The organism is Tateyamaria sp. GN1-10, from assembly GCF_055693845.1.
In genome coordinates this window covers 855,356-876,250 of sequence record NZ_JBVFUR010000004.1, presented here as the reverse complement: position 1 = coordinate 876,250, position 20,895 = coordinate 855,356, and the positions used below count along the sequence as shown (strand labels likewise).

The window sequence follows — 20,895 nt, the reverse complement described above, 5'->3', positions numbered from 1 at the left end:
ACAAGGCTGGCAATCACGCGTGTCATCCCCCCGAACAAAGGACGCGGCAGAAGCCAAATGCAGGCATGCTGAAGTGATTACTGTGCCGCGCCACTTGGGCGACAGCACCCGCAGACCCGTTCGTGGTACCGCTCGTCAGCCCCTGACCTCAGCATTCGCCCGACGCTTGCCCCCGCGCAAGCGCTGTCCTGTCAGGATACACGGCAAAAGGAACCTTGGTTTCTTGCTGAGACAGGATGTGACCAGATATCTCGGCAAAACACTCGCAATCAACGTCGTATGCGCTGTTCTCGCAATAGGCCAACTCTTGTCCCGTAATTTCTTCATATTCGGCCTGGCTCACACCAGAACCGGCTGAATTACTGCCACTTGTAAGCGGCGGAAAGAAAGAGATGCCAAAAAGCAGCAACACAACCGTGCCGATGATAGCGAGGTATCTGAGGTAGATGTATATCATTGCTTCTCTTGCTCCCCTCGAGAGCTTCGCAAGTCGGGGTTAACGAATGATTTTCAATCTGGCATCGCTTTTCTCAAGAACGTGTCCGATCTGAATTTTGGTCAGATATTCTTTGGCGATGGCCTCGATCAACCGGCCCTAGGTGGTGCAGGAAAAGAGCGGCTATGTCGTGATGTCGGCGGCCATCGATTGTGGTGAGGGGTCGACATTCTCGGCCCCTTTTTTCATGTCCCACGCTGGGACAGGTTCGCGGGTCAGGAATTTCAATGGGTTACAGAGGCGGATTAACCACCTGTTAGCAAATGCGCATGCGGGAACTTCAAAGGCCCTTTGCACGCTTGCCGTGACGGCGCGCCCTATGTCGGGCGAGTGACGGCGTGGACCCATGCCAGATAGTCGGCATTGGCAGTGGCTTCGATCCGGATGATCGGCGGGACGTCATAGGGGTGGAGGGCGCGCACGGCGTCCTCGACCTGCTGGGCGAGGTCGGCCCGGGTTTTCAGAAGCAGCGGATGCTCTTGCTCGCGCTGGATGGCACCGTCCCAGACATAGGCGCTCTGGATCGGGGCGTAGCGGTTGGCGCAGGCGATGAGGTGCTGGTCAAGCAGCGCGTCCGTGATCGTGTCGGCCGTGTCGATGGAGGGGCAATTCACCCAGATGTCGATGATGTGCATGTCCAAACGCTACAATGCCAATTCGATTTGCATCAACGCCTGAGTTGCTCACCCCGGAAACGCCCCGCGTTTTTGCCGCCCCCGACCCAAGCGATTGCAAGACGGCCTCCGAGCCGCGGTCGGGGCTTGCGACGAGACCAGCTTAGACAAATGCTTTCATCGAAAAAACTCTGCAACTAAGTCCCGGCGAGTTTTTGAGATGTGTATGTTCTTTTGAAGCTGTGACAAAAGATCAGGTATGTGCTTGTCTTGAACGTTCCCCAATACTCCATAAGTGTGCAACGCTTCGTCCAACACGTATTCATCAAATTCGAGCGGAGAACACTCAACGTGGCTGTCATGGCTCAAAAATGAATGATCATGTGCAAGAATTTTCACGCACGGCCTAAACTTATCTGCGGTGTTGATACGAAAGAAGATACCGTCGTCAAAGCTTACGCAAACGATCATTTTTGGCGCAGGTGGTCTGATTGAGCCGTCAAAAACTCTAGTTACTTCAAGCAGCTTCAAAGTCAGAGCCTTACAAACCGCGCAGTCTCCTGAAGATTTTTTATGATCATCTTTTTGTCAGGGCGGTCATCGATCATATCTTCGTATTTCATTGTTCCGCCGTTTGCTCTTTGCCAATCTGGTCCGTGAGTCGCCGCAGTTCTTTGTGTGAAGTTCATGCTCATCGAACTCTGTAGACCATGTTCGAGCGCTTCAATTTCGGTGTCTGAAAAGATCTCTAACGCTTGATTGTCAAATCCAGCTTCTGGGCTCTCAGATACGCGATACCCAACAAGCTTCCATGGAACACCGTCCAACCTCAACTCGTTTAGCCTAAGAGACTCTGCCTTTAACAGCTCATAAACTTCCAGTGGTACAGGACCATAAGCCATGGCTTGGTAGGTGGCGCCGAATATCGGTTGGTAGTGTTGGTTTAGGTGTCGTTTATCAGCAAAGTAAAAAGCTTTGAGGATGGTGTGCAAGTCGAGGGAGCTGCCTTTTGACAGCATCCATCGTATCGCGTTTAGGGCTTTCTCAGGTGCAAAGCGAAATCGAATCATCATGGCTGCGTCTATTTAGGCACGCAGTCAAGTCTTTTCAAAGGTAAAATGCGAAAGATTTGACTGAGTTGCTGGTTGTTACTGTTATGACTCACCTAACAAACTTCTTGTGTTTCAGCCGTTTGGGCTCCAACGAGGGTCAACCCAACTGCCACCGGGTGCCGCTACGCGCGTTTGCTGCGCAAACACTCTTTCGCGCACTGTTAGAACCCAAACGTAAACCCAAAAAGCTTGTCCGCCTATGTCGCGCCCAGATTTCAACTGAGTGCGAACGCGCTCGCTGCGCAGACGCTGCCTCGCACCCGTTGAGTTTTACTTTGTAAAACTCAACGTACGAACTTTTTGTGTTTCAGTCGTTTGGGTTCAAGGGCATCCGGCCCCAGCCGCCGCTTCTTGTCTTCCTCGTAGTCCTCGAAATTCCCTTCGAACCACTCCACATGCGCGTCGCCTTCAAACGCCAGGATATGCGTGCAAATGCGGTCGAGGAAAAACCGGTCGTGCGAGATCACGACAGCGCAGCCTGCGAAATCAACAAGCGCGTCTTCCAAGGCGCGCAGAGTCTCGACGTCCAGATCGTTGGTGGGTTCGTCGAGCAGCAGCACGTTGCCGCCCTCTTTCAATAGCCGCGCCATGTGCACGCGGTTGCGCTCACCGCCGGACAGCAGCGACACCTTCTTTTGCTGGTCGCCGCCCTTGAAGTTGAAGGACGAACAATAGGCGCGGCTATTCACCTGCGCGTCACCCAGTTCGATCACCTCGGCCCCGCCAGAGATGGCTTCCCACACCGTGTCATTCGCCGCCAGATCGTCACGTGACTGGTCGACATAGGACAGTTGCACCGTGTCGCCCAATTCGATGGTCCCCGCATCGGGCGTTTCCTGACCGGTCAGCATCTTGAACAGGGTCGACTTGCCCGCGCCGTTGGGGCCGATGACGCCGACAATCGCGCCGGGGGGCAGAGAGAAATCCAGCCCTTCGACCAACAGTTTGTCACCCATGTGCTTGGACAGGCCCTGCACATCGATCACTTTCGATCCAAGGCGCTGCCCGTTCGGAATGACGATCTGTGCGCGCGTCAGCTTCTCGCGCTCGGACTGATCAGCCATCTCGTTATAGGCGTTGATCCGGGCCTTGGACTTGGCCTGCCGCGCCTTGGCGCCCTGCCGCATCCATTCCAGTTCACGCTCCAGCGTCTTCTGGCGGCTCTTGTCTTCGCGGGCTTCCTGTTGAAGCCGCTTGGCCTTCTGTTCCAACCATGCGGAGTAGTTGCCCTCGTAGGGGATGCCGCGCCCGCGGTCGAGTTCAAGGATCCACCCGGTGATGTCATCGAGGAAGTAACGGTCGTGAGGTCACGATCAGGATCGTGCCCTTGTAGTCAATGAGGTGCTGTTGCAGCCACGCGATGGTCTCGGCATCCAAGTGGTTGGTCGGCTCATCAAGCAGCAGCATTTCGGGCGCTTCCAGCAGCAGCTTGCACAGCGCGACGCGGCGGGCTTCACCGCCCGACAGGGTGGTTACATCCGCATCGTCGGGTGGGCAGCGCAGCGCTTCCAGCGACACATCAATCTGGCTGTCCAGATCCCACAAGTTCTCTGCATCGATCTGGTCCTGCAGGGCGGCCATTTCGTCTGCCGTCTCGTCCGAGTAGTTCATGGCCAGCTCGTTGTAGCGGTCCAGAACGGCCTTCTTCTCGGCCACGCCCAGCATCACGTTCTCACGCACGGACAGGGCCGGATCCAGTTGCGGCTCCTGCGGCAGATAGCCGACCTTGGCGCCCTCGGCGACCCACGCCTCGCCGGTGAAATCCTTGTCCATGCCCGCCATGATCTTCATCAGCGTGGACTTGCCCGCGCCGTTCACGCCCACGACACCGATCTTCACGCCCGGCAGGAAGTTCAGGTGGATATTCTCAAAGCACTTCTTGCCCCCGGGATAGGTCTTGGAGACACCCGACATGTGATAGACATATTGATAGGCAGCCATGGCATCCTCCCGGAAAAACTGTGCAGGTCCGTCTACCCGGCACGCGGGCAAAGGGCAATGCATCGCCGGCCATGGAAATGTCATTTGGTGAAGCCAACCGACCTGTGTTAGCGGTGATCAACGCAATCTACGGAAGTGCCTGACATGAGGCGGTTTATCCTGTTTGCAGTCTGCTGGGTCATGGCAGGCTGCGCGGTTGGCATCAGTCTTGCGCCACCACCAAACCTGTATCGAAGCGGTCTGAATTACCCCGATGATCTGGTGCCCGCTGTCTGGCGCACCGCCGAACCCAAGATTTTCTACATGACCGATCGCGCACCGAATGGTGAAAACTATGGGGCCAACAGGTCGGATCTCGATGGCGTTTGGGGCAGCCACGGTCAAGTTCGGACGCGATCTGGGGTGGGAAGAATTGCTGGACAGGACCCGCAGCGACTCCGATCAAAACATTTCGAGCCTCTGGGTGCCGGATTTCCAAGAGATCGTGCGGTTCGAAGCAACGCCACTGCCCTACGCCCGGGCAGACGGGCAGCTCAACCACCTGCAACAGTCATTGGATGTCTACAACGAACAGGCCGCCCGCTTTCAGGCTGTGATCGCGGACGAGATTGCCCAAACCGGCAACCGCAGCCTGCTGGTCTATGTCCACGGCTTCAATAACGATTTCGAAGACAGCCTGACGACGCTTGCCAACATGTGGCACTTCGCGGGCCGGGAATCCGTGCCTGTATCCTTCACCTGGCCTGCGGGAAACGGGATCGGTCCTCTTGGCTATTTCCGCGACCGCGATGCGGGCGTGTTCTCGGTGCACCACACAAAGGAATTTCTGCGCATGCTGGCCGAGATGCCAGAGGTCGACAGCATCGACATCATCGCCCATTCGCGTGGCACCGACGTGGTTACGACGGCTCTGCGCGAACTGATGATCGAAGCGCGCGGCGCCGGTGTGCACCCCAAGCTGATGCTCAAAACCGGGACGCTCATAATGGCAGCGCCGGATCTGGACGTGGATATCGTGCGGCAACGCTTGCAGGCTGAACGGTTCTCGGAATCCTTTGAACAGATCAATCTGTACATCAATCCCAATGACGGTGCGTTGCGCCTGTCGGCCTATCTGACACGGTCGATCAGGCTGGGCGCTCTCAGGAACGAAGACTTCGTTGATGGCGAGCTACAAATTCTTCAGAAAGAGGGACTGGTGCATTTCATTCGCGTGGAAAACGTGCGCGGTGGGTTTGGGCATGCCTATTTCCGGGACAACCCGGCAGTCCTTTCAGACGTTGTACTTGCGCTGCGCACCAGGGCCTTTCCGGGTGGAACATTGCGCCCGCTGGAGCAGGATGAGGACGGCATCTGGGTATTGCATCCCAATTACCCGCTAGAACGTTTGCCCAACCTCGTCGGCCTCGAAGCACGAGAAGCGCGACGCGAAGAACGGTGAGCGAACTTCACGACATGATGGCCCGCTGGGCGCAGCCCGGAACGGTGGCATGGATTGGTGTGCGCCCAGCGCGCGCGGTGGACATTCAGGTCTTGGACACGGCCAAGATTTCGGAAACCGGCATCGAAGGTGATCGCGGTCGCGCAGGTAAACGAGCCGTCACGTTGGTGCAGGCCGAACACTTGCCCGCCATCGCCTCGTATCTGGGACGTGACCAGATTGATCCGACACTGCTGCGCCGCAACATTATGGTGCAAGGTCTCAATCTCGCGGGCCTAAAGGGTCGTGAGGTGCAACTGGGCACAGTCGTTTTGCGCTTTACCACCATCTGCGCACCGTGCAGCCTGATGGAGCGATTGTTGGGCCACGGCGGCTATGCCGCCATGCGCGGGCATGGCGGTTGGTGCGCGGAAGTGGTCAAAACTGGCACCATTGCCCTGGGCGACGACGTGCGGCCAATTGATTGACAAGGCGGCGCGTTTGACGTCCGGTCCTTGACACTGACCAAGACGGACCTGTACGTGACCGACCCCGCTTTTCCCATGGCCAAACCGGGCCAGATCATCGGCCTCCTGGGCGGTTCCTTTGACCCGGCGCATGGGGGGCACGCCCACATCACGCGCGAGGCGATGAAGCGCTTTGGGCTTGACCGCGTTTGGTGGCTGGTCTCCCCCGGCAATCCGCTCAAGGCCAAAGGCCCTGCCCCGCTGGCCACTCGGCTGGCGCATGCACGGCGGGTCATGCAGCACCCGCGTGTGACAGTGACAGACATCGAGGCGCATCTGGGCACACGCTACACTGCGCAGACCCTTGCGGCGCTGAAGCAGCGGTATCGGGGCACGCGGTTCGTCTGGCTGATGGGGGCGGACAACCTTGCCCAGTTTCACCTTTGGCAAGATTGGACCTGGATCATGGAGAACGTGCCCGTGGGCGTTCTGGCCCGTCCGGGCGATCGGATTTCGGCCCGGATGAGCCCCGCCGCGCGGCTTTATCGGTCCTACCGCATCTCGGGGCGGGCCAGCCAACTTCTGGGCCGCTCGGATGCCCCGGCCTGGTGTTTCGTGAATGTCGCCATGACCGCAGAATCGTCCACGGCGATCCGGGCAGAAGGCAAGTGGGCGCCGTCCTCGGATTTGTGATCTTTGCCTGCTTGTTTGCCGGACAAAGCTGCGGTTACATAAGTCCATGTTGCACACGATTTCGAGACGGTTTTTTCTTTCCGCGCTGGCCAGTTCCACAGCCACAGCAGCCCTTGCTGCCCCTCCGACAGCCTCTTTGCGACCGCAAGCGCGTGGTGGCAATCATTTCAAGAAGGCTATTGCCGATCCGCAGGACATCATCGCCAAGGCCAAGCTGGGCGGGCGCGTCTGCTATGCGGTGGCCGATGCCAGGACAGGAACAAAGCTGGAGGGCGGCAACGCCAAGGTGGGCGCACCCCCCGCATCGGTCGCCAAGGCGGTGACCGCGCTTTATGCGCTGGGCGTACTTGGACACGCCCATCGGTTCAGCACGCGCGTTGTTGCAACCGGCGGCGTGTCGGGCGGCGTGGTCCAGGGCGACCTGGTGCTGGTGGGCGGCGGTGATCCGACCCTTGATACAAATGCGCTGGCCGGACTGGCTGCGGCGCTCAAGGCCAAGGGCATCCTCGAGGTACGAGGCGATTTTAAAGTCGCTGACGGCTTGTTCCCCGAGGTGCCGACAATCGACAAAGAACAACCCGATCATGTCGGCTATAGTCCGGCGCTTTCGGGCATCGCGCTGAACTTCAACCGCGTGCATTTCGAATGGAAGCGGCAGGGCAGCAAATACAACGTCACTATGGATGCGCGGTCGGATCGATACCGCCCGGATGTGGCCATTGCACGGATGCAAGTGGCGGAACGGCGCGCGCCGGTCTATACCTATGCTGATGGCGGGCGCACCGACAATTGGAGCGTCGCGCGCGGTGCCCTTGGCAATGGCGGCGCACGTTGGCTGCCCGTACGCAAACCTGCGCTTTATGCCGGCGACGTGTTCCAGACACTCGCGCGGTCGCAAGGTGTCGTTCTGAAGAACCCCAAGGTGGTCAGCCGCATCCCCCAAGGCACAACGCTGGCGACGCATCAAAGCGAGGACCTGCGCGCGATCCTGCGCGACATGCTGCGCTTTTCTACCAATGTCACGGCCGAAATGGTGGGGATGGCCGCGACGGTCAAACGCAATGGTCGGCCCTCCTCGCTGCGTGCATCGGCCACCGAAATGAACCGCTGGGCGAATGCCGCCCTCGGGACGACAAAGATGCGGCTCGTGGATCATTCCGGCCTTGGCGGCGATAGCGAGATGACGGCGGACGACATGGTTGCTGCACTGGTCAAGGCGCGGCAGAACAACGTGCTGCGCCCCATACTCAAAGCGATCCCGATCCTTGATGAACAACGCCGTGCGATCAAGAACCATCCGATCGAGGTGCACGCCAAGACGGGCACATTGAACTTCGTATCAGGGCTGGCAGGCTACATGACGGCGCGGGATGGAACCGAGATGGCCTTTGCCATCTTCGCCGCTGACGAGGCAACGCGTGCCCGCATCCCCCGGGCGGACCGCGAACGCCCCCAGGGCGCACGCAGCTGGAACCGACGCGCCAAGACAATGCAGCAAAGCTTGATCGAACGCTGGGGCGCGGTCTACGGCAGCTAGGCGGAGGACACCTCCGCCTTACCGGTTTTGTTCATCACGTCATGTCAGCGGTGGATGGCGCAGCAAGCTGCGCCTTACATGACCCCCGTAAGGCGGATCTTGATCCGCCCCGCACGTCAGGCCGCGTTCTTCATCCGGTTCACATCAATGATATCCGCCGTCGCCTGCGCTGTGGCCGCCGACAGGGTCCAGCCCAGATGCCCATGCCCGGTGTTGTAGTAGACCCCTGGTTTGGCCCCCGGCCCGACCTTCGGCATCATCGATGGCAGCATCGGGCGCAGCCCTGCCCATGGCACGCAATGCTCGGTCGACACATCGGGAAAGAACGCCTCGCACCATTCACGCAACGGCCGGATACGATCATCGCGGATGTCCAGATTGTAGCCGTTGAACTCGGCCGTGCCTGCAATGCGGAAGCGCCCACGGCCCAGGCGCGAGGTCACGATCTTGGCCTCATCATCCAGAAGGCTGACCCATGGGGCCGCCGCCTGACTTTCGGCATCGTCCAGATTGACGGTGATGGAATACCCTTTGACCGGGTAGATATTCACGCGGTCACCGAGTTGGGCCGCAATGGCGCGGCTGCCGACGCCAGCACACACGACGATGCCGTCAAACCGCTGCGTCTCCGCGGCACCTGCATGATCCCAAGTCAGGCGAACACCCGCACCGACATGCGTGATGTCCGTCACCTTGCACTTGTAGTGAAAGGATGCGCCCATCTGCTCACACCGGTTGCTCAGCGCACGGGTATAGCGGTGAATGTCGCCGGTAAAATCGCTCTCGGTATAAAAACCGCCAATCGTGTCGGCCTTCAGCGTAGGTTCCAAGCGCTGTACCTCGTCTGCTGACACCTCGCGTCGTTCCAACCCCGCCTTTTCCAGCAGCGTATTTACCCGGCGGGCATGATCGAACTCGGACTGCTGACGGTACACATGGAGGATACCGCGTTGTTCCATATCAAAATCGGCCCCCACTTCACGCGCAAACTCCAACAGGTGTTCCCGTGCGGCGATGGCCAGGCGCGCCGTTTCAACCGTGTTGCGCTCGTAATCGGGGATGTTGCCCATGAATTCCGCCATCCAGGACAGCTTGTGCCAACTGGGTGTCGGGTTCACGAGCAAGGGCGCATCGGATTTCAGCATCCATTTCAACCCCTTGAAGATGGTGCCCCAGCGGGTCCACACCTCGGCGTTGCTGGCCGAGAGCTGGCCGCCATTGGCAAAGGATGTCTCCATCGCGGCATAGCGGTTGCGGTCAAACACGCTGACGTCATAGCCGCGGCGGGCCAAGGCATAGGCAGTGGTAATACCGGTGATACCGGCGCCGATCACGGCAATATGGGTCATGGGGATCCTCCCAGTGCACGCAGATATGGACGCATCCGGCACCGTGCCGGGCAAGCGTCCCCATCTGTCGCGAGACCTGAGAGCTTCACGGACCAAGAGGGCCGCTTTCTCCTTCGGTGGGCCGGGCGCGTGACGTCCGGCCACTCTCCAGATCATCACATGTGCCCCTGAACGGGGGCGCGGCCGGCACGGTTCGTGGTGCCTGAGAGTTTCCGGGGCGTTGCTCCTTCGGCGGCAGCCTGCGCTGCGCTCTCCCATGTCGGCCTCTGCGACTGAGGCGCATATAGGAAAAAGGTGTGTGTCATGCAAAGGAATTTGTTGTCACGCGATATCACATATGTGGATGCGTGGTGTCCTGGCGACAGTCTCGATCCTGCGCTCGGGCGATTGACGGAAGCGAACCCAAAATACGGCATGCAGCCTGGCGCCAATGTCTGCCGCAGCGCTTAAAAAAGTTTCGGCAACTTCCCGCACGTGCAACGGCAAACGTGTGCCACCCCGACATATCAGCCAATTGAACGGCACTGGCACCAGTGCGACAATTGTCGCGTTTGGAGGTGACTGCCATGTCTGAGTATCAGCGCCGTTTTGAAGCCGCAGAAATCGAACTCGACGAAGCGGGGGTTTGGCCATCCAATGCTGTACCACTCTACGTTCGATTTCTACGTATGCTTGGTCTGAAGCCTGTTCTGCCTCACTACAAACCGTTCTGGCGAAGCTTCTTGGGCAACAGCGCTTTCTTTATCACTTTGATCGCCGTGATATCGATTTTGCCGGACGGCATACCCGAGGGTCGATCAACAACTGAGTTCGGGCTGAGAACGGTTTTGATAGGATCGGCTTTGGGAGCAACTATGTCCGTCTACTATGCCATTACCCGCCGGAAAAACGCCTTGAGCCGCTGGGCAGACCTATAAACGGAATGGATGCAAGGTGGATCCAGTGTTGAAGCGTGCTGGTTTCTGTGCAGTTCAAGCCCGGTTGCCAATGTTCTGAAGACGCATGGCCTGCAATGCTTTCCTGTGTGCCCGTCAGTGCAATTCAGCGAGTGTCAGCAACGTGCCCAGGGTGATCTCTGCTAAGTCGAGGCACTATTCCAATAGTTGACGGAGCAGTCCAGCTCCGCCTCAAGCCATTTCCTAAACTTCCTGACGCTGGACTTACGTGCAGCGTGTTGGCTTGTCGCAAACCAGTAAGTCGCCCCAGTCCGCGATCTCCGAGCGAACGGAGACGAAATATAGCCCCGTTCAAGAGCATCGCATGCGAGGGTTTCCCATGCCATAAAAACACCCTGCCCGGTCATTGCTGCATCTAAACACAACGATGCATCTGCATAGGTTGGCCCGGGTTGGAGATCGAGAACATCCAAGTCTTGGTTAGAGAGCCAGCTCTTCCACCCGTACAGTAACTCGTTTTCCCGAATGATAGGGATGCTTCGAAGATCGTCGAGCGTGTGAAGATGCTGCGCCAAGTCAGGAGAGCAAACCGGAAAGACGCGCTGATCCAGCAACTTGACGGCCTCCGACCCGATCGACGAATCTTCTCCGACGCGTATCCCGATATCCACCTCGGAATGATCAAGATCGACAACTTCAGCAGTTGGCAAGACCCGTAGGCTAATGCTTGGGTTTTTTTGATTGAACCGCTTTATTCTCCAGATAAGCCAACGGCTTGCAAAGATTGGCGCAACTGAAATTGTGAGCGTATCGTCCTCGGGAACTCGAATTTGAGAAACGACCGACGAAATGTCTTCCATCGCGCGTGTCAGACGCGGTGCGACCTGTACACATATTGCAGTTGGTTTGAGGCCAGACGCTTCACGAATGAATAGGGCCTGACCCAGTGCTGCCTCGGCCTTGGTCAGCCGTTGGCTCAAAGCTCCAGCCGTCACTCCCAGCTCGTCGGCCGCGCGCCCCAGTGTACCGGTGCGCGCGATCGCCTCAATCGCTCTCAGGGCGGAAAGCGGAATCGCATTCAAGTTTTGCATTTAGAATTTCTAAACTCACCGGGTCGCAAAGTCGATTCCCAGCATGGCTTTGCCTGTAGAAATATGAGTGCATGAAACGAGAGTTCGCCAGATATCTCATGTGGATCAGAAAGGTCTTTTCTAGCTCAACTGCGACCCTCGATACGGATCCCAACTGGCATAGAGATCCATTGTCACATCCAGACATCGCGCGCATGTCGATGAGGGAATTGGCAGATTTGCAGTTCAGGCCCGAGCGTATCAAGTCTGAATGACCGTCTGGTCCGCAAGGTGGCGCTACAGCGTCAAATGCCGCGCCCGCGCGCCGCGTTCGATGGCTGCTGCATGCAACCGGTCGATGTTCAGCTCGTACCGCATCTCTTCCAGCAGGCGCAGTTCTGCCTCGTCCAATGTGCCGTCAGCGGCTGCCACGTCGCAGGCAAGGGCATAGGCCGTTTCGAACAGGCGCTCTGGCAACGCCTCGCGCACCAGACCAAACAGGGCATCCAGCCCGTCTTCCTGTTCGAAGAGGTCGAACACCATCTGCGCCATCCGGTTCAACCGGTCGAGGTCATAGCCTGCAAAGACAGGCAGATTATTCACGGCGGAGTTGATCTTGACCAGTTCGGCGGTGCGAATGTCCTCGTCCGAGGCGGACACGGCGATCATCATGGCGACCAGTGCATCCTGCGCCGTGAGAGAGAGTTGTGAAGCGGCCATGGTCCGGTGTCCTTTCTGGGTGCTTTCCCCCTCAATATTGACGGCTGGGGCAGCCCGCAATAGGTAGCGGCGGGATTGTCCCTGCGGGGACAGTCAGCCAGGGCCGCGCATAGGGCGCAGGCCCACCACATGGGATCATATGAGATGTCGAGTTTCCGTGACGCCGCGATGAGCAGCAAAGCCTGGCCGTTCGAAGAGGCGCGCCGCTTGCTCAAACGCTATGAAAAGGCGCCACCGGAGAAAGGATATGTCCTGTTCGAGACGGGTTATGGCCCCTCAGGTCTGCCCCATATCGGCACCTTTGGCGAAGTGGCCCGCACCACGATGGTGCGCCGCGCGTTCGAGGCGATCTCGGACATCCCGACCAAGCTGATCTGCTTCTCGGACGACCTTGATGGGATGCGCAAGGTGCCAGGCAACGTGCCGAACCCCGAAGTGCTGGAACAGCATCTGCAACGCCCGCTGACGGATGTGCCAGACCCGTTCGGCACGCATGAAAGCTTTGGCCATCACAACAACGCCATGCTGCGCCGGTTCCTTGACACATTCGGGTTCGAGTACGAATTCATCTCGGCCCGCGAATTCTATGCCTCTGGCCGGTTTGATGAAATCCTGCTGCGCTGTGCCGAGAAATACGATGATCTGATGAAGATCATGCTGAAATCGCTGCGCGAAGAGCGCGCGGCAAGCTATTCCATTTTCCTTCCGCTACACCCGGAAAGCCGCCGGGTGATGTATGTGCCGATGAAGCATGTGGATGCAGTCAACGGCACCGTCACCTTTGATGATGAGAGCGGCAAGGAATGGACCCTGCCCGTCACCGGCGGCAACGTGAAGCTGCAGTGGAAGCCGGACTTCGGCGCCCGTTGGGCGGCCCTTGGCGTCGACTTTGAGATGTATGGCAAGGAACATGCCACCAACGAAAAGATCTATGACGCGATCTGTCGAGCGCTGGGGGTGCAGCCGCCGAACCACTTCAGCTATGAGCTGTTTTTGGATGATCAGGGACAGAAGATTTCGAAATCGTCGGGCAATGGGGTGAGCATCGATGAATGGCTGACTTATGCCAGCACCGAGTCGCTGTCGTATTTCATGTACCAGAAGCCCAAGACGGCGAAGCGGATGTTCTTTGACGTCATCCCGAAGGCGGTGGACGAATACCACCAGCAACTGCGCGCCTATCCCGGGCAGGACGACAAGGCCAAGGCGGCAAACCCGGTGTGGCACATCCATTCCGGCGACGTGCCGGAAAGCGATATGGTTGTGCCTTTTGCGATGCTGCTGAACCTCGCTTCGGTTTCTCAAGCCGAGGACAAGGACAAGCTGTGGGGGTTCATCCGCCGCTACGCGCCCGAGACCGGACCCGAGACGCATCCGGGCATGGACAAGGCCGTGGGACATGCTGTGCGCTACTACAACGACTTCGTGAAACCGGCCAAGGTGTACCGCCTGCCGACGGATCAGGAACGCGAGGCGCTGGAGGTGCTGAAGGCCGAGTTGGAAGCCTATGACGGGCCCATTGACGACGAGGCGTTGCAGTCGGTTGTCTATGCCGTTGGGCGCGAGCGGTTCGATCCGCTGCGGGGCTGGTTCACAGCGCTGTACGAGGTGCTTTGGGTGCATCACAGGGACCACGATTTGGTGGGTTCATTGCCCTTTACGGCGTGCAGGAAACCATCGCGCTGATCGAAAAAGGGCTGGCCGGAGAACTGGTGGGCTGATCTGTCCCCGCGGGGACAAGGTGTTCGGTCATGTCATTGAAATTTAAGTAACTTGCGAAAGCCGAGCGGGATCAACCGCTTGGCTTTCGTACGTTGGGTTCAGCCGAAATTAACCATGCACCACGCATTCTGTTGCCCGAAGGCGGGCGGCGCTCGCTTGGGTCCCACTGCGGTCGTCTGTTGTCAGTTTTGACGGAAGGCCGGTGACTACTGAGGCAATGGTGGATCTGCGGACCAAAGCGGTGATTGCGTTGTCTCCATTGAAGACCTGCCAGTAGCTGAGCCACCGGTCTGGACATTCGCTGCAGAGGCGCGATCACACCTATTCGAAGCGGCAACTCCGCCAGCCAGCTGGATCGCCAATGAAGGCTTGCAGAGCTTTCTGCAAGTCATCTTGCAAAAACTTATGAATCATGCAAGTATCGTTGCGAAACGATCCCTGGAAGACTGCCGTGTCCCTTATTGACAAGATATCAGATCAGGCGCCGAGCTTGACGCCAAGCGAACGCCGACTCGTGGAAACGGTGATAGAAAAGCCGACGGCTGCAGCCCTCGGGACGGCCGGGGAATTGGCACGCGCCGTTGGTGTGCATGAAGCAACCGCATCGCGTCTTGCAAAAAAACTGGGGTTTGATGGCTATGCGTCATTTCGTGATGCCCTGCGTGAGGAATTCATCGCGACGCATGAGACCGCGACCCGGTTTGAAAAGACCATCACGACAAACACGCCGGAAACGATCCTAGGCAAGCTGGCACTTGACGAGGCCCAGGCGCTTGGACGGATCGAGGAGTTCATCAACGCCGACCAGATCGCCGAAGTGGCGGGTCTGTTGATGGGTGCGCGGCGCATCTTTGTCTATGGCTACGGCAATGCGGAAGTCCTGGCGTTGATGATGGTCAAGCGCTTTCGCCGTTTCGGCAAGGATGTCCAACATCTTATGTCGGATCCGCGCGGAATGGCTGAACACCTCTTGGGCATTGGCCCCGATGATGTGGTGCTGAGCTTTGCGTTTCGTCGGCAACCCCGGGGATATGCCGCGTTGGTAGAGGTTGCCCGAGAGGCAGGCGCGAAGACGATTGTGATTTCGGGCAAATCTGGCGCACTTCTCGCGCCCAGTCCCGACTACCTACTTGCCGCGCCGCGATCAGGTGATCCGGATGCGTTCCAGACACTGATCGTTCCGATGACGGTCTGCAATGCCATCGTCATCGCGGCAGGTCTTACAGCGAAAGAGGAGACGCTGAAGAAGCTCGACCGGCTGGGCCAGCTGATTGAGCGGTTCGAATGATCTAGGGCCCACGGGAGCAAAACATGAAACGACTGACTGTAACGCGCCTTGGCGCGATAGGTATCCTTTTGTCTACCGCCGCTCTGGCTGATGGGCACATCGACAACATGACGCCGCAGGACTTGTTGCCGCGCGCGCAGGAGGAAGGAGCGGTCGTCGTCTACTCCTTCACCAGCCGAATTGGCCGGGTCGAAGCCGCTTTTGAAGAGGCCTATCCGGACATTGATTTGCAGGGGTTCGACATCTCGTCGACCGAGCAGATCGCGCGCCTGAAGGCTGAAGCGCAGGCGGGTGTGACCAATGCCGATGTCATCTACATTTCGGACACGCCGGTTGTTTTGACCGAGCTTTTGGAGACCGGGATCATCGCGCCCTACGTGCCGCCCCGCGTGGCCGACCGTGTGCCAGAAGAGTATCGCAGCCCGCTTCTGGCACAACGGCTGTCAACCAAGGTCCTGATGTATAACGAAGAATCGAACCCAGATGGGGCGCCCGTCGACAACCTGTGGGCGCTGACAACGGATGATTGGCGGGGCCGCGTTGTCATGGTCGACCCGCTTCAGCGTGGCGACTACCTTGATCTGATGACCGAGATCGTGTTGCGCGCGAATGAGATGAGCACCGCATATGAGGCGCATTTCGGACAGGTCATTGACCTCGATGGTGCTGCCAATGCGGGTGAACGTTTCATCATCGACCTGTTTGCGAACGACCTGATCCTTGTCGGGTCAACCGATGATGTGAATGTCGCTGTGGGCGCAATTGGGCAGGACAACCCGCCGGTGGGTTTCACAAGCTACTCCGATCGCCGCGACAACGCCGATGAGGGCTGGGCACTGCAGGTTGCCAACAGCGTCGTACCCGCACCAGGCATCATCTTTCCCGCCGTACTCGCGCTCGCGTCCGAGCCGCAGAACCCTGCCGCCGCCCGTCTGGTCATCGACTTCCTGATGGGTGACGAGACTGAGACCGGCGGTCCCGGCCTTGCCCCCTTCTACGTGGCTGGCGACTACGTTACCCGAACCGATATCCCCCCGCATCCGGACGCTGTCCCGCTCGACGACTTCACCGCATGGCGGATCGCACCGGCGGAAACGGCAACGATCCGCGCCGATGTCGGCGATCTGGTTCTGACGCTGCAATAGCGCTTGCCTGCCGGCGGGGGCTGGCGTGGCAGCATACCGGCCCCCGCGTCTTTCCATTCCAAGACTGCAAGGATGACCTCGATGGCGGATACAGCCGTAACTGGACAGGGACGACGCGTGCTGTTCGGGCCGGGCACGGTGCTCAAGACGGTGGTTCTTGCCATCCTGATTGCACTGATTGTTCTCCCCCTGCTGCGCACCGTTCTTTTTACGTTCCAGCCCGACACGATCCGTGCCTGGAGCGATGTGCTGAGCGGACGTCTGTCCACAAACCTGTTCTACAAGCCCTTGGGCAATACGCTTTTGATCGGTGTGGTCGTGGGCACGGGCTGTATCCTGCTGGGTGGCTTTCTGGCCTGGCTTGTGGTGATGACCAATGTCCCGTTTCGCAAGACCATCGGCGTGATGGCGACGCTGCCCTTCATGATCCCATCCTTTGCAGCGGCCCTGGCGTGGGGCGCATTGTTCCGCAACGACCGGGTTGGCGGGCAAGTGGGATGGGTGCAGGGCATGGGCGCCGACATCCCCGATTGGCTGGCCTGGGGTATTGTGCCCACCCTGATCGTGCTCACGCTGCACTATTTCAGCTTGGCCTTCACCATCATCGCCGCCGCTCTGGCGACTGTGAACTCGGACCTTGTCGAGGCCGCACAAATCGCAGGCGCGAAAGGGCGGCGCATTCTGATGGGCATTGTCCTGCCCGTCACCATGCCCGCGCTTGTTGCTGCTGGATCACTTTGCTTTGCAGGGGCTGTGTCGAACTTCGCGACACCCGCGCTCCTTGGGTTGCCCGTACGGATGCAAACGCTCTCGACCCGGCTGTTCGGTATGATCGAAGTGGGTCAGGTCGGGCGCGGCTATGTGATCGGCATCCTCTTGGTGCTGATTTCGGCCGCCTTCCTTTGGGCAGGCAACCGGTTGGTGTCCGGCCGCCGGTCCTACGCCACGATCACCGGCAAGGGCGGGCGGGCCAAACGGTTCGATCTGCGCGGGGCCCGCTGGCCTCTCTTTGCCATCGCAATGGTGATCCTGGTGGCTGCGACAGTGGTGCCGGTGATCGTCCTTGTTGCGTCCAGCCTCGCGCCTTCCTCGGCCAACCTCTTTTCGGGCTGGACGCTGCACTATTGGATCGGTCAAAGCGATCAAAGCTTTGCCCAAGGCATCCCAGGAATCGCATTTAACGAAAACATCGTGCGTGCGCTTACGATTACGCTGGCCCTCGGTGCAGCGGTCGCCTTTACGGGTATGTTCGTGGGCCTGCTCGCCTCCTACACCACAGCGCGCTACCGCGAAGGCTGGATGTCAGCGGCGATCACGCAAATCAGCTTCCTGCCGCTTCTGGTGCCGGGCATTGCCTTTGGCGCGGCTTACATTGCCTATCTCGGTGCGCCGATTGGGCCCTTGCCCGCACTCTACGGCACTTTCGCGCTGCTGGTCATTGCGGCCACCGCTTACCTGCTGCCGTTTTCGGTGCAAACGGGGCGCGCCGTTATTCAGCAAGTGGGCGGTGAGCTTGAGGAGAGCGCCCGCATGACCGGTGCCGGGTTCGCGCGCCGCCTCAGCGCAATCACCGTCCCGCTGGCGATCCGGGGGCTGACGGCAGGCGGTATCCTGATCTTCGTGAAAATCGTCCGCGACCTGTCGCTGGTGGTGCTGCTGTTTACGCCAACGATGCCGGTCCTGTCCGTGGTGGCCTATCGCTACGCCTCCGAAGGGTTTGCGCAGTTCGCCAATGCGATCACGGTTGTGATCCTGTTCGTCTCTATTGCCGCCAGCCTGCTTGCCAGCAGGCTGCAATCCAAATCCCAGCCCTGGCTGAAAAACTAAAGGTCTCTCATGCTGGAAATACGCAATCTCACCAAACGCTTTGGGAAGTTTCAGGCGGTCAAGAACGTCTCGATCTCTGTACCGGATGGCGCGTTCCTTGTCCTTCTTGGTCCATCGGGTTGTGGCAAAACCACGCTCTTGCGAATGCTCGCCGGGTTGGAATTGCCATCCGAAGGGCAGATCATCTTTGATGGCCAGACGGTTTCGGATGGCGACCGGGGTTGGGCGGTCGATCCGGCCAAGCGGAATTCGGGCCTGGTGTTTCAGTCCTACGCGCTCTGGCCCCATATGTCGGTGCGGGGAAACGTGGACTGGCCGCTCAAGGTCATGTCGATGCCCAAAGCCGAGCGCAGCGAACGCATACGCGAGGTGCTGGACCTGCTGGACATCGCAAGCCTTGCCGACCGTTACCCAAACGAGATTTCGGGCGGACAACAGCAGCGCGTCGCCATCGCCCGCACCATTGCGCCAAAACCGTCGGTACTGCTGTTTGACGAGCCGCTTTCAAACCTCGACGCGAAACTCAGGGTCGAGATGCGGACCGAACTCATGCGCCTGCACCGCGCCACCGGAGCAACGACCGTTTACGTCACTCACGACCAGATCGAGGCGATGACCATGGCCACCCATGTCGCCGTCATGGATCAGGGCCGCGTCCAGCAATTCGGCGCCCCAGCCGACCTGATCGACCAGCCCGAGACCGCCTTTGTCGCCACCTTTGTCGGGACGCCGCCGAACAACATGGTGCCTGTTGTCAAAAACGGCGCAGGCTACAAGGTCGGGGGCCGTCACATGACGTTGTCACCGCCTGCAGATGAATGCATGGCGATGTTCCGGGCCGAGAACATGACAGTGAGCGAGCAGGCAGACGACACCACACTGCCCATGGAATTGGTAGAGACCAGTACCATCGCGGGGCGCACCATGGTCACCGGACTGCGCGACGGGCTGCGCTTGACCGCCATTGTCGATCACGCTCCTGCGGTTCGGATCGGTGAGACCGTGCAGTTCCGCCTGCCCACCGAACCGGACAGTTGGTTCGCGCCCGACGGCACGAGGATCGGTTGATGCGCCTGCTGCTGGTCCGCCATGGGCAATCAGAATGGAATGCCGCCCGCCGTCTTCAGGGACAGGCCGACATCGGTCTTTCGGAGCTTGGTAAATCCCAGGCAGATACCTTGCGGCCCGTGATCGAAGGCATCGCGCCCTGCCGCACCGTTGCCTCTGATCTGAAGCGCGTGCGCCAGACCAGCCAGCACCTCGGCGTTGACGCCCCGCGCCTTTCAAAAGGGCTGCGCGAAATTGATGTTGGTGATTGGACCGGCCGCGCCATAGCGGACATTCGCAAGGAAGATGAAGAGGGCTATCAAGGCTGGCGCGCGGGCACGGCCGTGCCGCCGGGAGGTGAGCCATGGTCCGATTTCGCAGACCGCGTCAGCGCCGCAATCGAGGATGAGCGCCGTGAGCCTTGCACAAATCTGCTTGTCGTCTGCCACGGCGGCGTCATCCGCGCCCTTCTTCAACGCTATGTCGGACTTCAGCCCGCACATATCATCCCCGTTGCACCCGCAAGCCTGACAGCACTGCGGCTGGGAAACGGCAAATCACCCCGGATTGAGTTGTTCAATTACCGCCCCGACGACCTTGATTTCGGGGCGCCGGACTGATGGGTGTGTCCCTGCTGTTCCTGGCCCTTGGCGGAACGCTCCTTTTCTATGGTGGGGATTGGCTTGTTGACGGTATCCAACGGCTTGCGGTGGAATTCAGGATACCGCTCGTCATTGTGGCCTTTGTGGTCATGGGATTTGGCACCTCGGCGCCCGAATTGTTCGTCGCGGTGCAGGCCATGCTTTCTGCCGCACCCGATGTTGCAGTCGGCAATGTCGTTGGAAGCAATATCGCAAATCTGCTTCTCGTGCTGGCGCTTGCGGCTCTGATCAAACCGCTTGCCATTGCCTCGGATATCTTGCGCGTCGACGGCGGTGCAATGCTGTTGGCGGCGCTGTCTTTCGGCGTCGTTGTGCAAGATGCGGTTGTTTCGCGGACCGATGCAGCAATACTGCTTCTGGGAATGGCCATCTACTTGCTGCTGCGTTGGCATTCCCTGGAGGACGAGGAGAACGCAGAAACGAACGGCACAAAAGGACTCGCCACTGCTATTGGCCGCTGCGTCGCTGCGCTGATCGCCCTACCCGTCGGGGCGTATCTGTTCATAGACGGGGCTGTCGGGCTCGCTGGCAGTCTGGGAATTTCCGAGGCTTTGATCGGTTTGACCGCTGTAGCGATTGGCACGTCTCTTCCTGAAATGGCGGCCTGTGTGGCCGCTGCCCTGAGACGCCAACCCGATCTGATCCTGGGTGGAATACTGGGCAGCAACGTGTTCAACGGCACGATTGTTTTGGGAAGTGCAGCACTGGTTGCCCCGGTAACGGTCGCAGATAGCTTCATTGACTACTGGATTCCGATCATGGTCGTAGCCTCGCTTGTTTCACTTGTCTTTCTGCGAACCGGTTTTGTACTGAGCAGGAAGGAAGCCTCTGTCATGCTTGTGGGGTATGCAGTTGTCTTTCTCCTTTAAACATCAAGTCTTTGGTCCCG

At 59.1% G+C, this 20,895-nt stretch carries 17 protein-coding genes, 2 pseudogenes and 2 riboswitches; of the genes and pseudogenes, 12 read left to right on the top strand and 7 right to left on the bottom strand.

Going from position 1 to position 20,895, the window contains the following annotated elements:
• Positions 1 to 148: 148 nt before the first annotated feature.
• From ACZ1HN_RS06080 to ettA, 4 genes and pseudogenes are all read right to left on the bottom strand, one after another.
• Positions 149 to 457, bottom strand: coding sequence for a hypothetical protein (locus ACZ1HN_RS06080; protein WP_299205796.1), 309 nt, complete (start codon positions 455 to 457; stop codon positions 149 to 151).
• 356 nt (positions 458 to 813) lie between these two features.
• Positions 814 to 1,131: a divalent-cation tolerance protein CutA gene (gene cutA, locus ACZ1HN_RS06075; protein WP_299704261.1), complete on the bottom strand. Its 318-nt coding sequence runs from the start codon at positions 1,129 to 1,131 to the stop codon at positions 814 to 816.
• 512 nt (positions 1,132 to 1,643) lie between these two features.
• On the bottom strand, positions 1,644 to 2,183 hold the full coding sequence (locus tag ACZ1HN_RS06070; protein WP_472726844.1) for a type II toxin-antitoxin system antitoxin SocA domain-containing protein: 540 nt from the start codon (positions 2,181 to 2,183) through the stop codon (positions 1,644 to 1,646).
• Between the two features lie 323 nt (positions 2,184 to 2,506).
• Positions 2,507 to 4,163 (bottom strand): annotated as a pseudogene (ettA, locus tag ACZ1HN_RS06065) (energy-dependent translational throttle protein EttA).
• Between the two features lie 358 nt (positions 4,164 to 4,521).
• Here ettA and ACZ1HN_RS06060 point away from each other — a divergent pair.
• The 4 genes from ACZ1HN_RS06060 (at position 4,522) to dacB (ending at position 8,280) form a co-directional block, all read left to right on the top strand.
• On the top strand, positions 4,522 to 5,604 hold the full coding sequence (locus ACZ1HN_RS06060) for an alpha/beta hydrolase (protein ID WP_472726843.1): 1,083 nt from the start codon (positions 4,522 to 4,524) through the stop codon (positions 5,602 to 5,604).
• Positions 5,601 to 6,071 carry an MOSC domain-containing protein gene (locus ACZ1HN_RS06055; RefSeq protein ID WP_472726842.1) on the top strand — a complete coding sequence of 157 codons (471 nt, stop codon included), beginning with the start codon at positions 5,601 to 5,603 and terminating at the stop codon, positions 6,069 to 6,071. The genes ACZ1HN_RS06060 and ACZ1HN_RS06055 overlap by 4 nt, the downstream gene beginning before the upstream one ends.
• 75 nt (positions 6,072 to 6,146) lie before the next feature.
• Complete coding sequence (locus tag ACZ1HN_RS06050; RefSeq protein WP_472729284.1) at positions 6,147 to 6,743, top strand: nicotinate-nucleotide adenylyltransferase; 597 nt, start codon at positions 6,147 to 6,149, stop codon at positions 6,741 to 6,743.
• Between the two features lie 46 nt (positions 6,744 to 6,789).
• Positions 6,790 to 8,280, top strand: a complete 1,491-nt coding sequence (gene dacB / locus ACZ1HN_RS06045) for a D-alanyl-D-alanine carboxypeptidase/D-alanyl-D-alanine endopeptidase (RefSeq protein WP_472726841.1) — start codon at positions 6,790 to 6,792, stop codon at positions 8,278 to 8,280.
• Positions 8,281 to 8,396: 116 nt separating this feature from the next.
• Here dacB and ACZ1HN_RS06040 read toward each other — a convergent pair whose 3' ends face one another.
• Complete coding sequence (locus tag ACZ1HN_RS06040) at positions 8,397 to 9,629, bottom strand: D-amino acid dehydrogenase (RefSeq protein WP_472726840.1); 1,233 nt, start codon at positions 9,627 to 9,629, stop codon at positions 8,397 to 8,399.
• A gap of 54 nt (positions 9,630 to 9,683) precedes the next feature.
• Positions 9,684 to 9,790, bottom strand: a riboswitch (glycine riboswitch).
• A gap of 18 nt (positions 9,791 to 9,808) precedes the next feature.
• Positions 9,809 to 9,896, bottom strand: a riboswitch (glycine riboswitch).
• Between the two features lie 299 nt (positions 9,897 to 10,195).
• On the opposite strand from ACZ1HN_RS06040, the gene ACZ1HN_RS06035 reads away from it, so the two are divergent.
• Positions 10,196 to 10,546 (top strand): DUF6404 family protein, encoded by a 351-nt coding sequence (locus tag ACZ1HN_RS06035; protein WP_472726839.1) that lies wholly within the window; start codon positions 10,196 to 10,198, stop codon positions 10,544 to 10,546.
• Between the two features lie 161 nt (positions 10,547 to 10,707).
• Here ACZ1HN_RS06035 and ACZ1HN_RS06030 read toward each other — a convergent pair whose 3' ends face one another.
• Positions 10,708 to 11,616 (bottom strand): LysR substrate-binding domain-containing protein, encoded by a 909-nt coding sequence (locus tag ACZ1HN_RS06030; RefSeq protein ID WP_472726838.1) that lies wholly within the window; start codon positions 11,614 to 11,616, stop codon positions 10,708 to 10,710.
• Positions 11,617 to 11,892: 276 nt separating this feature from the next.
• The gene (locus ACZ1HN_RS06025) at positions 11,893 to 12,315 is read right to left on the bottom strand and encodes a tellurite resistance TerB family protein (protein ID WP_299205837.1); all 423 of its coding nucleotides are present in this window, start codon (positions 12,313 to 12,315) and stop codon (positions 11,893 to 11,895) included.
• A gap of 144 nt (positions 12,316 to 12,459) precedes the next feature.
• Here ACZ1HN_RS06025 and ACZ1HN_RS06020 point away from each other — a divergent pair.
• The 7 genes and pseudogenes from ACZ1HN_RS06020 (at position 12,460) to ACZ1HN_RS05990 (ending at position 20,875) form a co-directional block, all read left to right on the top strand.
• Positions 12,460 to 14,036: pseudogene (locus ACZ1HN_RS06020) on the top strand (lysine--tRNA ligase).
• 413 nt (positions 14,037 to 14,449) lie between these two features.
• Positions 14,450 to 15,325 (top strand): MurR/RpiR family transcriptional regulator, encoded by an 876-nt coding sequence (locus ACZ1HN_RS06015; RefSeq protein WP_472726837.1) that lies wholly within the window; start codon positions 14,450 to 14,452, stop codon positions 15,323 to 15,325.
• A gap of 23 nt (positions 15,326 to 15,348) precedes the next feature.
• Positions 15,349 to 16,470 (top strand): ABC transporter substrate-binding protein, encoded by a 1,122-nt coding sequence (locus ACZ1HN_RS06010; protein ID WP_472726836.1) that lies wholly within the window; start codon positions 15,349 to 15,351, stop codon positions 16,468 to 16,470.
• An 81-nt stretch (positions 16,471 to 16,551) separates the two neighbouring features.
• On the top strand, positions 16,552 to 18,297 hold the full coding sequence (locus ACZ1HN_RS06005) for an ABC transporter permease (protein ID WP_472726835.1): 1,746 nt from the start codon (positions 16,552 to 16,554) through the stop codon (positions 18,295 to 18,297).
• A 9-nt stretch (positions 18,298 to 18,306) separates the two neighbouring features.
• The gene (locus ACZ1HN_RS06000) at positions 18,307 to 19,365 is read left to right on the top strand and encodes an ABC transporter ATP-binding protein (RefSeq protein WP_472726834.1); all 1,059 of its coding nucleotides are present in this window, start codon (positions 18,307 to 18,309) and stop codon (positions 19,363 to 19,365) included.
• Positions 19,365 to 19,964 carry a histidine phosphatase family protein gene (locus tag ACZ1HN_RS05995; protein WP_299704291.1) on the top strand — a complete coding sequence of 200 codons (600 nt, stop codon included), beginning with the start codon at positions 19,365 to 19,367 and terminating at the stop codon, positions 19,962 to 19,964. Before ACZ1HN_RS06000 ends, ACZ1HN_RS05995 begins: the two co-directional genes overlap by 1 nt.
• A complete protein-coding gene (locus ACZ1HN_RS05990; RefSeq protein WP_472726833.1) occupies positions 19,964 to 20,875 on the top strand; it encodes a calcium/sodium antiporter in 912 nt (303 codons plus the stop codon). The genes ACZ1HN_RS05995 and ACZ1HN_RS05990 overlap by 1 nt, the downstream gene beginning before the upstream one ends.
• The last annotated feature ends 20 nt before the right edge of the window (positions 20,876 to 20,895 follow it).

What these genes read in the sequence shown, in the direction of transcription:
- ACZ1HN_RS06030 (WP_472726838.1), bottom strand. Translation starts at nt 11,616, where the DNA reads ATGCAAAACTTGAATGCGATTCCGCTTTCCGCCCTGAGAGCGATTGAG.
- ACZ1HN_RS06005 (WP_472726835.1), top strand. Translation starts at nt 16,552, where the DNA reads ATGGCGGATACAGCCGTAACTGGACAGGGACGACGCGTGCTGTTCGGG.
- ACZ1HN_RS06015 (WP_472726837.1), top strand. Translation starts at nt 14,450, where the DNA reads ATGCAAGTATCGTTGCGAAACGATCCCTGGAAGACTGCCGTGTCCCTT.
- ACZ1HN_RS05990 (WP_472726833.1), top strand. Translation starts at nt 19,964, where the DNA reads ATGGGTGTGTCCCTGCTGTTCCTGGCCCTTGGCGGAACGCTCCTTTTC.
- ACZ1HN_RS06000 (WP_472726834.1), top strand. Translation starts at nt 18,307, where the DNA reads ATGCTGGAAATACGCAATCTCACCAAACGCTTTGGGAAGTTTCAGGCG.
- ACZ1HN_RS06070 (WP_472726844.1), bottom strand. Translation starts at nt 2,183, where the DNA reads ATGATGATTCGATTTCGCTTTGCACCTGAGAAAGCCCTAAACGCGATA.
- ACZ1HN_RS06025 (WP_299205837.1), bottom strand. Translation starts at nt 12,315, where the DNA reads ATGGCCGCTTCACAACTCTCTCTCACGGCGCAGGATGCACTGGTCGCC.
- cutA (WP_299704261.1), bottom strand. Translation starts at nt 1,131, where the DNA reads ATGCACATCATCGACATCTGGGTGAATTGCCCCTCCATCGACACGGCC.
- ACZ1HN_RS05995 (WP_299704291.1), top strand. Translation starts at nt 19,365, where the DNA reads ATGCGCCTGCTGCTGGTCCGCCATGGGCAATCAGAATGGAATGCCGCC.
- ACZ1HN_RS06040 (WP_472726840.1), bottom strand. Translation starts at nt 9,629, where the DNA reads ATGACCCATATTGCCGTGATCGGCGCCGGTATCACCGGTATTACCACT.
- ACZ1HN_RS06010 (WP_472726836.1), top strand. Translation starts at nt 15,349, where the DNA reads ATGAAACGACTGACTGTAACGCGCCTTGGCGCGATAGGTATCCTTTTG.
- ACZ1HN_RS06035 (WP_472726839.1), top strand. Translation starts at nt 10,196, where the DNA reads ATGTCTGAGTATCAGCGCCGTTTTGAAGCCGCAGAAATCGAACTCGAC.
- dacB (WP_472726841.1), top strand. Translation starts at nt 6,790, where the DNA reads ATGTTGCACACGATTTCGAGACGGTTTTTTCTTTCCGCGCTGGCCAGT.
- ACZ1HN_RS06080 (WP_299205796.1), bottom strand. Translation starts at nt 457, where the DNA reads ATGATATACATCTACCTCAGATACCTCGCTATCATCGGCACGGTTGTG.
- ACZ1HN_RS06050 (WP_472729284.1), top strand. Translation starts at nt 6,147, where the DNA reads ATGGCCAAACCGGGCCAGATCATCGGCCTCCTGGGCGGTTCCTTTGAC.
- ACZ1HN_RS06060 (WP_472726843.1), top strand. Translation starts at nt 4,522, where the DNA reads ATGGCGTTTGGGGCAGCCACGGTCAAGTTCGGACGCGATCTGGGGTGG.